This window comes from Burkholderia stabilis (genome assembly GCF_001742165.1).
GTDB classification, from domain to species: domain Bacteria; phylum Pseudomonadota; class Gammaproteobacteria; order Burkholderiales; family Burkholderiaceae; genus Burkholderia; species Burkholderia stabilis.
Genome location: NZ_CP016443.1, coordinates 19,701 through 32,820 on the forward strand (window position 1 = coordinate 19,701; position 13,120 = coordinate 32,820).

Below are 13,120 nucleotides of genomic sequence, written 5' to 3' on the forward strand. Positions count from 1 at the left end.
ATGTACAACCTTCCTGATGATCGCGGCCATTTCGGCCCGTATGGCGGCGTGTTCGTCGCCGAGACGCTGATTCACGCGCTGGACGAACTGCGCGCGGCGTATGCAAAATTCCAGAGCGACCCCGACTTCGTCGCCGAATTCGAGCGCGAGCTGAAGCATTTCGTCGGCCGTCCGTCGCCGATCTACCACGCGCAGCGCTGGAGCGAGACGCTCGGCGGCGCGCAGATCTACCTGAAGCGCGAGGACCTGAACCACACGGGCGCGCACAAGATCAACAACGTGATCGGCCAGGCGCTGCTCGCGAAGCGCATGGGCAAGAAGCGCGTGATCGCCGAGACGGGCGCCGGCCAGCATGGCGTCGCGACCGCGACGATCTGCGCGCGCTTCGGCATGGAGTGCATCGTCTACATGGGCTCCGAGGACGTGCGCCGGCAAGCCGCGAACGTCTACCGGATGAAGCTGCTCGGCGCGACGGTCGTGCCGGTCGAATCGGGTTCGCGCACGCTGAAGGACGCGCTGAACGAAGCGATGCGCGACTGGGTCACGAACATCGAGAGCACGTTCTACATCATCGGCACGGTCGCGGGCCCGCACCCGTACCCGATGATGGTGCGCGACTTCCAGCGCGTGATCGGCGACGAGTGCAAGGTGCAGATGCCCGAGCTCGCCGGCCGGCAGCCGGATGCGGTGATCGCCTGCGTCGGCGGCGGTTCGAACGCGATGGGCATCTTCTACCCGTACATCGACGATACGTCGGTGCAGCTGATCGGCGTCGAAGCGGCTGGCGACGGTCTCGACACGGGCCATCACGCGGCGTCGCTGATCGCCGGCAGCCCGGGCGTGCTGCATGGCAACCGCACGTACCTGCTGCAGGACGACAACGGCCAGATCATCGAGACGCATTCGGTGTCGGCGGGCCTCGACTATCCGGGCGTCGGCCCCGAGCACGCATGGCTGAAGGACAGTGGCCGCGCGCAGTACGTGCCGATCACCGACGAGGAAGCGCTGAAGGCGTTCCACGACTGCTGCCGGATCGAGGGGATCATTCCCGCGCTCGAGTCGAGCCATGCGATCGCGTATGGCGTGAAGCTCGCGCCGACGTTGCCGAAGGACAAGATCCTCCTCGTCAACCTGTCGGGCCGCGGCGACAAGGACATGCACACGGTCGCCGAGCGATCGGGCATCGAGCTCTGACCCCGACCGATGCGTGACCTGATCGAAGAACCGGGCGGCGGTGCCGCGAGCGACGCGGAGGCGGTACAGTCCGCCGTCGCCGTGCCGCGCGCGCTGCCGTCCGGGATCGAACTGCATAACCGCGATTTCCTGACCGATGCCGCGCACCTGCCGGATGCGTCGATCGACCTGATCGTCGCCGATCCGCCGTACGGGCTCGGCAAGGACTACGGCAACGACTCGGACAAGCGTTCGGGCGACGATTTCCTCGCGTGGACGCGCGAGTGGCTCGAGCTCGCGATTCCGAAGCTCAAGCCGAGCGGGTCGATGTACATCTTCTGCACATGGCAGTACGCGCCGGAAATCTTCAGTTTCCTGAAGACGAAGCTCACGATGGTCAACGAGATCATCTGGGACCGCCGCGTGCCGAGCATGGGCGGCACGACGCGCCGTTTCACGTCGGTGCACGACAACATCGGCTTTTTCGCGGTTTCCAAGGCGTATTACTTCGATCTCGATCCGGTCCGCATCCCGTACGACGCCGACACGAAGAAGGCCCGCTCGCGCAAGCTGTTCGAAGGCAGCAAGTGGCTGGAGATGGGCTACAACCCGAAGGACGTCTGGTCGGTCTCGCGCCTGCACCGGCAGCACGCGGAGCGCGTCGATCATCCGACCCAGAAGCCGCTGGAAATCATCGAGCGGATGGTGCTCGCAAGCTGCCCGCCGGGCGGCCGCGTGCTCGATCCGTTCATGGGCAGCGGCACGACCGCGGTGGCCTGCGCACGGCAGGGGCGCGACTTCGTCGGCTACGAGATCAACGAAAGTTATTGTGCGATCGCGCACGAGCGCGTGAACGCGCTTGCTGCGCCGGCGTGCGCGTGAATCGCGCCGCCGCGTCGCCGAACTCTTACTTTGTATCGGACCGGAGCAAGCGCTGAAGCGCCCACTTCGGATCGACATAGGAAAATTGCCATGTCCCGTATCCAGCAAACCTTTGCCGCGCTCGCCGAACAAGGCCGAAAGGGCCTGATCCCGTTCATCACGGCCGGCGACCCCGATCCCGCGAAAACCGTCGAATTCATGCATGCGCTCGCCGAAGGCGGCGCGGACGTGATCGAGCTCGGTGTGCCGTTCTCGGACCCGATGGCCGACGGCCCCGTGATCCAGCGCTCGTCGGAACGCGCGCTCGCGCGCGGCGTCACGCTCAAGAGCGTGCTCGCCGACGTGAAGCGTTTCCGCGAAACCGACCCTAAAACCCCCGTCGTGCTGATGGGTTACGCGAATCCGATCGAGCGGATGGGTGTCGACGCGTTCGCGGCCGAAGCGCATGCGGCCGGCGTCGACGGCGTGCTCGTCGTCGACTATCCGCCGGAAGAGGCGGGCGTGTTCGCCGAAAAGATGCGCGCCGCGCAGATCGATCCGATCTTCCTGCTCGCGCCCACGTCGACCGACGAACGCATTGCCGACGTCGGCAAGATCGCGAGCGGCTACGTGTATTACGTGTCGCTCAAGGGCGTGACCGGCGCGGGAAATCTGGATGTTTCGAGCATTGCGGGTAAAATCCCGGCCATCAAGTCGCGCGTGCCGGTTCCGGTGGGCGTCGGCTTCGGCATCCGCGACGCCGAAACGGCGCGCGCGGTGGCCGAAGTGTCGGACGCCGTCGTGATCGGCAGCCGCCTCGTGCAACTGCTCGAAAGCGCTGCGCCGGAAGGCGCGGCCGCCGCGCTGAAGTCATTCATCGCCGAGCTGCGCGCCGCCCTGGACGGCGCGGGCAAGACGGCGCGATAAACACAACACAGGGAGCGGGCGGGCCATGCGGCCCGGCCCGCCACGGAACAGGAAACCATACGATGAGCTGGCTCGACAAACTGTTGCCGCCGAAGATCAAGCAGACCGACCCGAAAAGCCGCAAGGGCATTCCGGAAGGCCTGTGGGTCAAGTGCCCGTCCTGCGAGGCCGTGCTGTACCGCAACGACGTGGACGCGAACCTGCACGTATGCCCGAAGTGCGATCACCACATGCGCATCGGCGCACGCGAGCGTCTCGACGGGCTGCTCGATCCGGAAGGCCGCTATGAAATCGGCCAGGAAATCGTGCCGGTCGACACGCTGAAGTTCAAGGACAGCCGCAAGTACCCCGATCGTCTGAAGGAAGCGATGGACGAGACGGGCGAGACCGACGCGATGGTCGTGATGGGCGGTGCGATTCACACGCTGCCGGTCGTCGCGGCCTGCTTCGAGTTCTCGTTCATGGGCGGCTCGATGGGTTCGGTCGTCGGCGAGCGCTTCGCGCGCGGCGCACAGAATGCGCTGGAACAGCACGTGCCGTTCATCTGCTTCACCGCATCGGGCGGCGCGCGGATGCAGGAAAGCCTGCTGTCGCTGCTGCAGATGGCGAAAACGACCGCGATGCTGACCAAGCTCGCCGAGGCGAAGCTGCCGTTCATCTCGGTGCTGACCGATCCGACGATGGGCGGCGTGTCGGCGAGCTTCGCGTTCCTCGGCGACGTCGTGATCGCTGAACCGAAGGCGCTGATCGGCTTCGCCGGCCCGCGCGTGATCGAGCAGACGGTCCGCGAGAAACTGCCGGAAGGCTTCCAGCGCGCCGAATTCCTGCTGACGACGGGCGCGATCGACATGATCGTCGACCGCCGCAAGATGCGCGACGAGATCGCGCAACTGCTGGCGCTGCTGCAGCGCCAGCCGGCCGACGCGCTGGCCTGACCCGGCGCGAGGTTGTGAACTCTGCGCGTCGCCTGGCTTCAGCGTCAGGCGGCGCGCTTCGTTTTTTGGCGTAGTGGCGGTACCGATCCAGATTTGATCCGATGAGCACTTTTCCCACTCTCGACGCGTGGCTTTCGCATCTCGAACGCGCGCACCCGGTCGGCATCGACATGGGCCTGACCCGCATCGGGCAGGTCAAGGCGGCGCTGCAGCTGGAATTCGCATGCCCCGTCATAACGGTCGGCGGCACCAACGGCAAGGGCTCGACCTGCGCGTTCCTCGAGACGATCCTCGTGCGCGCGGGCTACAAGGTTGGCTGCCACACGTCGCCGCACCTGCTCGAATTCAACGAGCGCGCGCGCGTGAACGGGCAGAACGTCACCGATGACGAACTGCTGCCGCACTTCGAGGCCGTCGAAGCCGCGCGCACGTCGCTGCCCGAGCCCGTGTCGCTCACGTACTTCGAATTCACGACGCTCGCGATCCTGCACCTGTTCGCCTCGCGCGGGCTCGACGCGGTGATCCTCGAAGTCGGCCTCGGCGGCCGGCTCGATGCGGTCAACATCATCGATACCGATTGCGCGATCGTCACGAGCATCGACATCGACCACACCGAATACCTCGGCGACACGCGCGAGAAGATCGCGTTCGAGAAGGCCGGCATCTTCCGTGCGGGCAAGCCGGCGATCTGCGGCGATCCGGCCGCGCCGCAAACGTTGATCGACCACGCCGAAGCGATCGGCGCCGACCTGTGGCTCGTCGGCCGCGATTTCCGCTACGAGGCGCAGGCCGGTGCGGAGCGTCAGCAGTGGAGCTACCTCGGTCGCGAAAAGCGTTATCCGGCGCTCGCGTATCCGGCGCTGCGCGGCGCGAATCAGCTGATCAATGCATCGGCCGCGCTCGCCGCGCTCGAGGCGTTGCGCCCGGTGCTGCCGGTATCCGCGCAGGACATCCGGCTCGGGCTCGCGAACGTCGAACTGCCGGGGCGCTTCCAGGTGCTGCCGGGCAAGCCGGCGATCGTGCTCGACGTCGCGCACAATCCGCACGCGGCGGCCGTGCTTGAGCAGAATCTCGGCAACATGGGCTTCTTCCCGTACACGTACGCAGTGTTCGGCGCGATGCACGACAAGGACATCGACGGCGTGTTGCAGCACCTGAAGGGCGAGATCGACCACTGGTGCGTGACCGACCTGCCATTGCCGCGCGCGGCGTCCGCGGAGCAGCTCGAAGCCGCGCTGCGCAAGGCCGGCGTGGAGGAGGGGCCCGATTCGAGCGTGACGCGTTACACGTCGCCTGCCGAAGCGTTTCGCGATGCACTAAAAAGAGCATCCGAGAATGATAGAATCGTGGTTTTCGGCAGTTTCCATACGGTTGCCGGCGTGCTGGCCTACCGTAAATCGCAGCAACACTGACTGACGGGCAGTTTCGGACTCAGCCATTCATGGGAATTTTCTCGTTCGGCAAGAAAGACGACGATGCGCCCCCGCGGCGCGCCGGTCGTACCGGGACCTCCCGGAACGTGCGCACGGAGCGCACTGAACGCGTCGAGCGACGCTCGCGCCGCACCGAGCGTCCGGAATCGGACGCACTGCTCCTCGATCCGACCCTTCCAGAAAAGCAACGCGCGCGCCGTCGCCTCGTCGGCGCGATCGCGCTCGTCGTGGCTGCCGTGATCGTGTTGCCGATGGTGCTCGATTCGCACCCGAAGCCGGTGACCGACGACATCGCGATCGACATCCCGAACCGGCCTGCGCATCAGGCGGTCGCCCCGCGTGACGACGATGCGTCCGACGTGCAGGCGGGCGTCGCGCACGACGAGCCGCCGGCGTCCGATGCCGCCGTTGCGGCAGCACCGGCGCCTGCGCCGAAGGAAAGCGCGAAGCCGGCCGCCAAACCCGATACGACGACCACCGCGAACGTGGCGCCGCCGAAGCCGGCCGCCCCTGCGGCGAAACCGGCTGCGCCGAAGCCGGCGCCGGCGGCCGTCGCGAACACCGACGCCGCGAGCCCGGACGGCGACGCATCGTCGCCGGCGTCGCCGGCCGGTGCGCGCTTCGCGGTGCAGCTCGGGTCGTTCAAGGACGACGCGACGGCCCGTTCGTGGGCCACCAAATTGAAATCGGCGGGTGTGCCCGCATATGTCGAGCATCGCAAGCAGGCGGATGGCAGCACGGCTACACTGTTGCGTGCCGGCCCGTTCGCGGATCGCGCGGCGGCCTCCGCCGCGATCGCGAAGGTGCGCGAAGCCGGCCTGACGCAGTAACGCACGATGCTGACGGCTTTCGACTACGCTGTATTGGCGGTGATCGTGTTGTCGGCGCTGCGCGGTGCGTGGCGCGGCTTCGTGTCGGAGATTTTCGGGCTGATCGGCTGGATCGCGGCGATCGTGATCGCGAGCCGCTACGTCGGCATGGTCGTGCCGTACATCCCGGCGAACTGGCCGGGCGGTGCGCTGACGCAGTGGGTGATCGCATTCGCGTTGCTCGTGATCGGCGTCGTGCTGGTCGCCGGCGTCGCGAACGCGCTGCTGTCGCGGATCGCGCAGGCGAGCGGCCTCGGCGGCGTCGACCGCTCGCTGGGCATGATGTTCGGGCTCGTCCGCGGCTGCGTGCTGGTCGTGCTGCTGGTCGCGGCGGCCGGGCTGACCGAACTGCCCAAACAGGATTTCTGGCGCAATGCGCTATTGCGTCCTTTTGCCGAACAGGGCGTGCACGAGCTGAAGCAGCTCCTGCCCGACGGCATGGCCCAGTACGTACGCGTGTGACGACGCGGCCGGGCAGGACGTAACCGATTTTGTCATTCTGAAGGACATGCCATGTGCGGCATCGTAGGCGTTATCTCCCAATCCCCGGTCAATCAGCTGATCTATGACAGCCTGCTGCTCCTGCAGCATCGCGGTCAGGACGCGGCGGGCATCGCGACGGCGGACGGCAGCAATTTCCACATGTACAAGGCGAACGGCATGGTGCGCGACGTGTTCCGCACGCGCAACATGCGCAGCCTGCCCGGCACCTACGGCATCGGCCAGGTGCGCTACCCGACGGCCGGTTCGGCGTCGAGCGAAGCCGAGGCGCAACCGTTCTACGTGAACGCGCCGTTCGGGATCATCCTCGCGCACAACGGCAACCTGACGAACTGGCAGCAACTGAAGGACGAGATGTTCCGGATCGACCGCCGGCACATCAACACCAATTCCGACAGCGAAGTGCTGCTCAACGTGTTCGCGCACGAGCTGCAACTGTCGACCACGGGCCTCGAGCTCGATCCGGCCTCGGTGTTCAAGGCTGTCTCCGGCGTGCATCGCCGCCTGCAGGGCTCGTATGCGATCGTGTCGCTGATCGCCGGCTACGGCCTGCTCGCGTTCCGCGATCCGTTCGGCATCCGCCCGCTGTGCCTCGGCAAGCTCGAAACCGAGCACGGCACCGAGTGGATGGTCGCATCGGAGTCGGTGGCGGTCGAAGGCATCGGTTTCGAATTCGTGCGTGACGTGCAGCCGGGTGAGGCGATCTTCATCGACCCGGCCGGCAACTTCCACAGCCAGCAGTGCGCGGAGCAGCCGACGCTGAACCCGTGCATGTTCGAGTACGTGTATCTCGCGCGTCCGGATTCGTGCCTCGATGGCGTGCCCGTCTACAACGTGCGCCTGCGCATGGGCGACTATCTCGCCGAGAAGATCAAGCGCGAGCTGCCGAACGTGCCGATCGACGTCGTGATGCCGATTCCCGACTCGTCGCGCCCGGCTGCGATGCAGGTCGCTGCGAAGCTCGGCGTCGAGTACCGCGAAGGCTTCTTCAAGAACCGCTACGTCGGCCGCACGTTCATCATGCCGGGGCAGGCCGTGCGCAAGAAGTCGGTGCGCCAGAAGCTCAACGCGATGAGCATCGAGTTCAAGGACAAGAACGTGCTGATCGTCGACGACTCGATCGTGCGCGGCACGACCTCGCATGAAATCGTGCAGATGGCGCGCGATGCGGGCGCGAAGTCGGTGATCTTCGCGTCGGCGGCGCCGCCGGTGAAGTTCCCGAACGTGTACGGCATCGACATGCCGACGCGCGGCGAACTCGTCGCACACGGCCGCACCGACGAAGACGTCGCGAAGATCATCGGCGCCGATCACCTGATCTACCAGGACGTCGACGATCTGCGCCGCGCGGTGCGCGACATCAACCCGAAGCTCGAACGCTTCGAGGCGTCGTGCTTCGACGGCAACTACATCACCGGCGACGTGACGCCCGAGTATCTGGATGCGATCGAGCGTGCGCGCCTCACGCCGGCGTCGCAGGCCGATCGCGATACGGCTGGTGACACCGAGCGTTCGCAGATGAACCTGCAACTGTCGGTCGAGTGACACCGGCGCACGCTTTTGCGGAGGCGTGATAGGATGTGGCCTTGCGTCGATTTGATATCAGCTTGCGGACGCGGGGCAACTTCCCAAAACAGCTAAAGCGAAGGCCGGCGGCAGTCGGCCCGAGTCGATCGCTGTCGTACCGCACCGAAGCCCGCTGATGCCGACGCATAGCGGGCTTTTTGTTTTGGCCTGGTTTTTGGTTGGGCTTGCGCGACACGCGCGGCCATCGAATACGGAAAACGGAACATGGACGACTCCCTCAACTTCGACACGCTTGCCGTGCGCGCGGGCACGCTGCGCAGCGACTTCAACGAACACTCGGAAGCGCTGTTCCTCACGTCGAGCTTTTGCTTCCAGAGCGCGGCCGACGCGGCCGAGCGCTTCGCGAATTCGGAAGACTACTTCACCTATTCGCGCTTCACGAACCCGACCGTCACCATGTTCCAGGAGCGTCTCGCGGCGCTCGAGGGCGGCGAGGCGTGCATTGCCACCGCATCGGGGATGGCCGCGATCATGTCGGTCGTGATGTCCGCGCTGCAGGCGGGTGACCACCTCGTCAGCTCGCGCAGCCTGTTCGGCTCGACGCTCGGGATGTTCTCGCAGATCTTCAGCAAGTTCGGGATCACGACGACCTTCGTCGACCCGACCGACCTGAACGCGTGGCAGGAAGCCGTGCGCCCCGAAACGAAGATGTTCTTCCTCGAGACGCCGTCGAACCCGCTGACCGAACTCGCCGATATCGAAGCGATCGGCAAGATCGCGAAGGCCGCGAACGCGCTGTTCGTCGTCGACAACTGTTTCTGCAGCCCGGTGCTGCAACAGCCGTTGAAGCTCGGCGCGGACGTCGTGATGCACTCGGCGACGAAATTCCTCGACGGGCAGGGCCGCGTGCTCGGCGGCGCGCTGGTCGGCTCGAAGGAATTCATCATGGGCAAGGTGTTCCCGTTCGTGCGCAGCGCGGGCCCGACGCTGTCGGCATTCAACGCGTGGGTGCTGCTGAAGGGGATGGAGACGCTGTCGCTGCGCGTCGAGAAGCAGTCGGCGAATGCGCTGGAGATCGCGCGCTGGCTCGATTCGCATCCGGCCGTCGCGCGCGTGTTTCATCCGGGCCTCGAGTCTCACCCGCAGCACGAACTCGCGAAGCGTCAGCAGAAGGCGGGCGGTGCGATCCTGTCGTTCGAGCTGAAGGGCGACACGCCCGAGCAGCAGCGTGCGAACGCATGGCGCGTGATTGACAACACGAAGCTGATCTCGATCACCGGCAACCTCGGCGATACACGCACGACGATCACGCATCCGGCGACGACGACGCACGGCCGCATCACGCCGGAAGCGCGCGCGGCGGCGGGGATCACCGAAGGGCTGATTCGCCTGTCGGTCGGCCTCGAGAACGCGGGCGACCTGCGTAACGATCTCGCGCGCGGCCTGGAAGGCTGAGCGCCGCGGCGCTTTCGCCGCATCGAAGCATCAACGGCAACGGGCCGCCTGCAAAGCAGGCGGCCCGTTGTTTTTTCTGCATGAAGCCATTCCGTCCGGCGCACCGCGTTCGCGCATGCGCCGTGCGATTCAGCCGGTGTGCCCGTGCGGGGCGGCGCGCATCGCGTCCACCATCCACCGCAGCGTTTCGTCGAGCGGCGTGACGGGCAGTTCGCCCACCGCGCGCCGCAGCTTGTCGCGCGAACCGCTCAGGCTTTTCACCTCGTTGTCCCGCACGAAACGCGGATCGACCGTCACGTCGATCACGTACCCGACGATGCGCGACAGCATCGCCAATACTTCCTTCAGCGAATACGCGCGTTCCGAGCATACGTTGAACGTCTCGCCGGCCGGAGCGGTTTCGAGCAGCTTCAGGTACGCGGTCGTCACGTCGCGCACGTCCGAGAAATCGCGGCTCACGTCGAGATTGCCGAGCGAGATCCGCGGTTCGTTGCGCGCGTAGTGCGCGGCGAGCTTCGGCAGCAGATACGCTTCGCCCTGACCGACACCCGTGTAGTTGAACGGCCGCGCGATCACGATCGGCAAGCGGTCGGCCCACAGCTTCGCCGCGTATTCCATCGCAAGCTTGCTGACCGCGTAATCGTTCGCGGGAGCGGGCGGCACGGTTTCGTCGAGCACGCCGGCCGTCGAGTTGCCGTAGATGTTCGCGCTGCTCGCGAGCAGTACGGCCGACGGGCGGCGATCCAGGCCGGCGAGTGCGGCCAGCAGGTTGCGCGTGCCGACGATGTTGACTGCGTAGGCCTGCGACGGCTCGTCCTGCGCGACGTGCGCGCGTGCGGCAAGATGCACGACGGCGTCAGGCCGCGCGTCGGCGGCCGCCGCGCGCATTGCCCCGGCATCGAGCAGGTCGACGGGCAGCAGCGTACAGCGCGCAAATGCCGGATCGTCGGGCTGCGGCGCGCCGGGCGCGACCGTCCCCCAGACTTCGTAGCCGGCCGCTTCGAGGCGTTCCGCCATGTAGCGGCCGGTGAATCCCGTCAGGCCCGTGACGAACGCACGGCGCGACGGGCGTCCGGCTTCAGAACGTGTCATGGTGGCGATTCCGCGTCAAATCGGCTTCAACCATCATCTGGCAAAGTTGTTCGAGCGTCGTTTCCGGCACCCAGCCGAGCTTGCTTCTGGCCTTGTCCGAGCAGCCGATCAGCAGGTCGACCTCGGCAGGGCGGTAGAACTTCGGGTTCACTTCGACGAGCACGTTGCCGTTCGATGCATCGAGGCCGCGTTCCTGCTCGCCCTTGCCGGTCCACTCGATCTGATAGCCGGCCGCCGCGAACGCCATCCGCACGAAGTCGCGCACGGTCTCGGTGCGGTTGGTGGCCAGCACATAGGTGTCGGGCTCGTCGGCCTGCAGCATCCGCCACATCCCTTCGACGTATTCGAGCGCGAAGCCCCAGTCGCGCTTTGCATCGAGGTTGCCGAGCTCGAGGCGCGTCGCCTTGCCGAGCTTGATCTTCGCGACGGTGTCGGTGATCTTGCGCGTGACGAACTCGCGGCCGCGCAGCGGCGATTCGTGGTTGAACAGGATGCCGCTGCTGCCGAACAGGCCGTACGACTCGCGGTAGTTCACGGTCATCCAGTGCGCGTACAGCTTCGCGACGCCGTACGGGCTGCGCGGATAGAACGAGGTGGCTTCCGTCTGCGGAATCGACTGCACCTTGCCAAACATCTCGGACGTCGATGCCTGGTAGAAGCGCGTCTTCGGGCTCACGACGCGGATCGCTTCGAGCAGGTTCAAGGGACCCAGGCCCGTGACTTCGGCGGTCGTCGCCGGCTGGTCGAACGACACGCCGACGAAGCTCTGAGCGGCCAGGTTGTACAGCTCGTCGGGCTGCGTGCGTTCGAGCAGCCGCAGGCTCGAGCCGGCGTCCGTCAGGTCGTGTTCGACGAGCGTGAGGTTCGGGTGCGTGTCGACGCCGAGCTCGGCGATACGCCAGAAGTTCACCGAGCTGGTGCGGCGGTACGTGCCCGTGACCTCATAGCCCTTGTCGAGCAGCAGCTTGGTCAGGTAAGCGCCGTCCTGCCCCGAGATCCCCGTGATGATGGCCTTCTTGCGTGTTTGGCTCATGGCGTTGTCCTAGTTGAATCGATGGAGAATGAAAGTCAGGCGGTCGTGCCGGCGGCGGCGGGCAACGCGCGGCGCGCGGGGCCGCGCGTCAGGCGCCGTTCGAAGCCGTACCAGCTCAGGGTCGCGTAAGCGAGGGTGATCGCGAGCGCGAGCGCGGCCGTGACGAAGCGGTTCAGGTGCAGCGGCCACAGCGCGTACAGCACGCTCAGGTGGATCAGGTACACGGTGTAGCTGACGGTGCCCACGTAGACGAGCATCGGGTTCGTCAGCACGCGCTGCACTATGCCGCGACCGCGCAGCGCGATCACGACGATCGACGTGCACAGCAACAGCGAGATGCTGTAGAGCGCCGCATTCGACAGCGGCGTGTTCGCGGCCCGAAAGCGCGGGAACGACAGGTGCAGCCAGCCGAGGATCGCGAGCGACACGAGCGCGCCGACGATCGCGAGCGGGTAGAACGGTTCCAGTGCGCGCCGGTCGCGGCGCAGCACGATGGCGAGCAACGCGCCGGCCGCGAGCAGGTCCATCCGGAACGGCGTCAGGTAGTAGATCGGCCAGAACGAATCGAACCACGGAGTCGCGATCGCGCGCAGCACGGGCGCGGCGACGATCAGCGCGGCGGCGACCCACAACAGCGCACGCTCCGAGCACCACAGCACGACGAACGGCCAGAAGATATAAAACTGCTCCTCGACCGCGAGCGACCACAGCACGTTCAGGCTGTCATGGCCGATGCTGCCGAGCGACAGCCCGATGTTGGTCGAGAAGAACGCGAACCACGGCCAGTGCGGCAGCCAGCTTGCGCCGAACAGGAGCGTCGAGACCGCGAGCAGCAACACGTACGGCGGCAGGATGCGGCGCACGCGGCGCGCATAGAAATGGCTGAAGTACGACTGCCCGCGCGCCTTGCGCTCCAGCAGGATGCCGGTGATCAGCAGGCCGCTCAGCACGAAGAACAGGTCGACACCCATCCAGAGCGGCGCCTTCAGCGCGTGCTGCAGAAATACCGCGCCCACTGCGATCGCGCGCAGTCCGTCGAGCTGCACGATGCGGCCGTGTTGCGGCGGGGCGAGGTCGGCGGGTCGCGAGAGGCCCGTCATTGCGCGGCTCCTTCGACACGTGCATCCGGTGCGTGTACGTATTGCATGCCTTTAAATGAAATATTGAATCGCAATCGATTCTAGGGAAAAGAAATCGGCAAAAAAACGCACGTCATTTATTCGGCTGAAAGCATTCGAATGACGCCGGTTTCAATCGCGGGATGAAAGGTTTGCAGGCTGAGCGCCGCTGCTGGCGTGCCGGAGCGGCATTTTC

The 13,120-nt window shown here is 66.1% G+C and carries 12 protein-coding genes; 9 read left to right on the top strand and 3 right to left on the bottom strand.

Going from position 1 to position 13,120, the window contains the following annotated elements; genetic code table 11:
- From trpB to BBJ41_RS18290, 9 genes are all read left to right on the top strand, one after another.
- Complete coding sequence (gene trpB / locus BBJ41_RS18250; protein WP_069747771.1) at window positions 1–1,194, top strand: tryptophan synthase subunit beta; 1,194 nt, start codon at window positions 1–3, stop codon at window positions 1,192–1,194.
- A 9-nt stretch (window positions 1,195–1,203) separates the two neighbouring features.
- Complete coding sequence (locus BBJ41_RS18255) at window positions 1,204–2,055, top strand: DNA-methyltransferase (RefSeq protein WP_069747772.1); 852 nt, start codon at window positions 1,204–1,206, stop codon at window positions 2,053–2,055.
- A gap of 90 nt (window positions 2,056–2,145) precedes the next feature.
- A complete protein-coding gene (gene trpA / locus BBJ41_RS18260; RefSeq protein WP_069747773.1) occupies window positions 2,146–2,961 on the top strand; it encodes a tryptophan synthase subunit alpha in 816 nt (271 codons plus the stop codon).
- 62 nt (window positions 2,962–3,023) lie between these two features.
- Window positions 3,024–3,896 carry an acetyl-CoA carboxylase, carboxyltransferase subunit beta gene (accD, locus tag BBJ41_RS18265; protein WP_069747774.1) on the top strand — a complete coding sequence of 291 codons (873 nt, stop codon included), beginning with the start codon at window positions 3,024–3,026 and terminating at the stop codon, window positions 3,894–3,896.
- 101 nt (window positions 3,897–3,997) lie between these two features.
- Window positions 3,998–5,308 carry a bifunctional tetrahydrofolate synthase/dihydrofolate synthase gene (gene folC / locus BBJ41_RS18270; protein WP_069747775.1) on the top strand — a complete coding sequence of 437 codons (1,311 nt, stop codon included), beginning with the start codon at window positions 3,998–4,000 and terminating at the stop codon, window positions 5,306–5,308.
- 29 nt (window positions 5,309–5,337) lie between these two features.
- Complete coding sequence (locus BBJ41_RS18275) at window positions 5,338–6,159, top strand: SPOR domain-containing protein (RefSeq protein WP_069747776.1); 822 nt, start codon at window positions 5,338–5,340, stop codon at window positions 6,157–6,159.
- A 6-nt stretch (window positions 6,160–6,165) separates the two neighbouring features.
- Window positions 6,166–6,660, top strand: a complete 495-nt coding sequence (locus tag BBJ41_RS18280; protein ID WP_069747777.1) for a CvpA family protein — start codon at window positions 6,166–6,168, stop codon at window positions 6,658–6,660.
- Window positions 6,661–6,711: 51 nt separating this feature from the next.
- Complete coding sequence (purF, locus tag BBJ41_RS18285; protein WP_069747778.1) at window positions 6,712–8,244, top strand: amidophosphoribosyltransferase; 1,533 nt, start codon at window positions 6,712–6,714, stop codon at window positions 8,242–8,244.
- 246 nt (window positions 8,245–8,490) lie between these two features.
- Window positions 8,491–9,681, top strand: a complete 1,191-nt coding sequence (locus BBJ41_RS18290; RefSeq protein ID WP_069747779.1) for an O-succinylhomoserine sulfhydrylase — start codon at window positions 8,491–8,493, stop codon at window positions 9,679–9,681.
- Window positions 9,682–9,810: 129 nt separating this feature from the next.
- On the opposite strand, the gene BBJ41_RS18295 is transcribed toward BBJ41_RS18290, so the two are convergent.
- From BBJ41_RS18295 to BBJ41_RS18305, 3 genes are read right to left on the bottom strand one after another with little or no spacing between them, the layout of a single operon-like run.
- Window positions 9,811–10,773: an NAD-dependent epimerase/dehydratase family protein gene (locus BBJ41_RS18295; protein ID WP_069747780.1), complete on the bottom strand. Its 963-nt coding sequence runs from the start codon at window positions 10,771–10,773 to the stop codon at window positions 9,811–9,813.
- On the bottom strand, window positions 10,760–11,806 hold the full coding sequence (gene gmd / locus BBJ41_RS18300) for a GDP-mannose 4,6-dehydratase (protein WP_069747781.1): 1,047 nt from the start codon (window positions 11,804–11,806) through the stop codon (window positions 10,760–10,762). The genes BBJ41_RS18295 and gmd overlap by 14 nt, the downstream gene beginning before the upstream one ends.
- Before the next feature lie 35 nt (window positions 11,807–11,841).
- Window positions 11,842–12,906, bottom strand: a complete 1,065-nt coding sequence (locus BBJ41_RS18305) for an acyltransferase family protein (protein ID WP_069747782.1) — start codon at window positions 12,904–12,906, stop codon at window positions 11,842–11,844.
- Window positions 12,907–13,120: the final 214 nt, after the last annotated feature.

Bases quoted from the DNA above. Each gene is read 5' to 3' on its own strand.
- trpB (WP_069747771.1), top strand. From the start codon at position 1: ATGTACAACCTTCCTGATGATCGCGGCCATTTCGGCCCGTATGGCGGC.
- BBJ41_RS18255 (WP_069747772.1), top strand. From the start codon at position 1,204: ATGCGTGACCTGATCGAAGAACCGGGCGGCGGTGCCGCGAGCGACGCG.
- trpA (WP_069747773.1), top strand. From the start codon at position 2,146: ATGTCCCGTATCCAGCAAACCTTTGCCGCGCTCGCCGAACAAGGCCGA.
- accD (WP_069747774.1), top strand. From the start codon at position 3,024: ATGAGCTGGCTCGACAAACTGTTGCCGCCGAAGATCAAGCAGACCGAC.
- folC (WP_069747775.1), top strand. From the start codon at position 3,998: ATGAGCACTTTTCCCACTCTCGACGCGTGGCTTTCGCATCTCGAACGC.
- BBJ41_RS18275 (WP_069747776.1), top strand. From the start codon at position 5,338: ATGGGAATTTTCTCGTTCGGCAAGAAAGACGACGATGCGCCCCCGCGG.
- BBJ41_RS18280 (WP_069747777.1), top strand. From the start codon at position 6,166: ATGCTGACGGCTTTCGACTACGCTGTATTGGCGGTGATCGTGTTGTCG.
- purF (WP_069747778.1), top strand. From the start codon at position 6,712: ATGTGCGGCATCGTAGGCGTTATCTCCCAATCCCCGGTCAATCAGCTG.
- BBJ41_RS18290 (WP_069747779.1), top strand. From the start codon at position 8,491: ATGGACGACTCCCTCAACTTCGACACGCTTGCCGTGCGCGCGGGCACG.
- BBJ41_RS18295 (WP_069747780.1), bottom strand. From the start codon at position 10,773: ATGACACGTTCTGAAGCCGGACGCCCGTCGCGCCGTGCGTTCGTCACG.
- gmd (WP_069747781.1), bottom strand. From the start codon at position 11,806: ATGAGCCAAACACGCAAGAAGGCCATCATCACGGGGATCTCGGGGCAG.
- BBJ41_RS18305 (WP_069747782.1), bottom strand. From the start codon at position 12,906: ATGACGGGCCTCTCGCGACCCGCCGACCTCGCCCCGCCGCAACACGGC.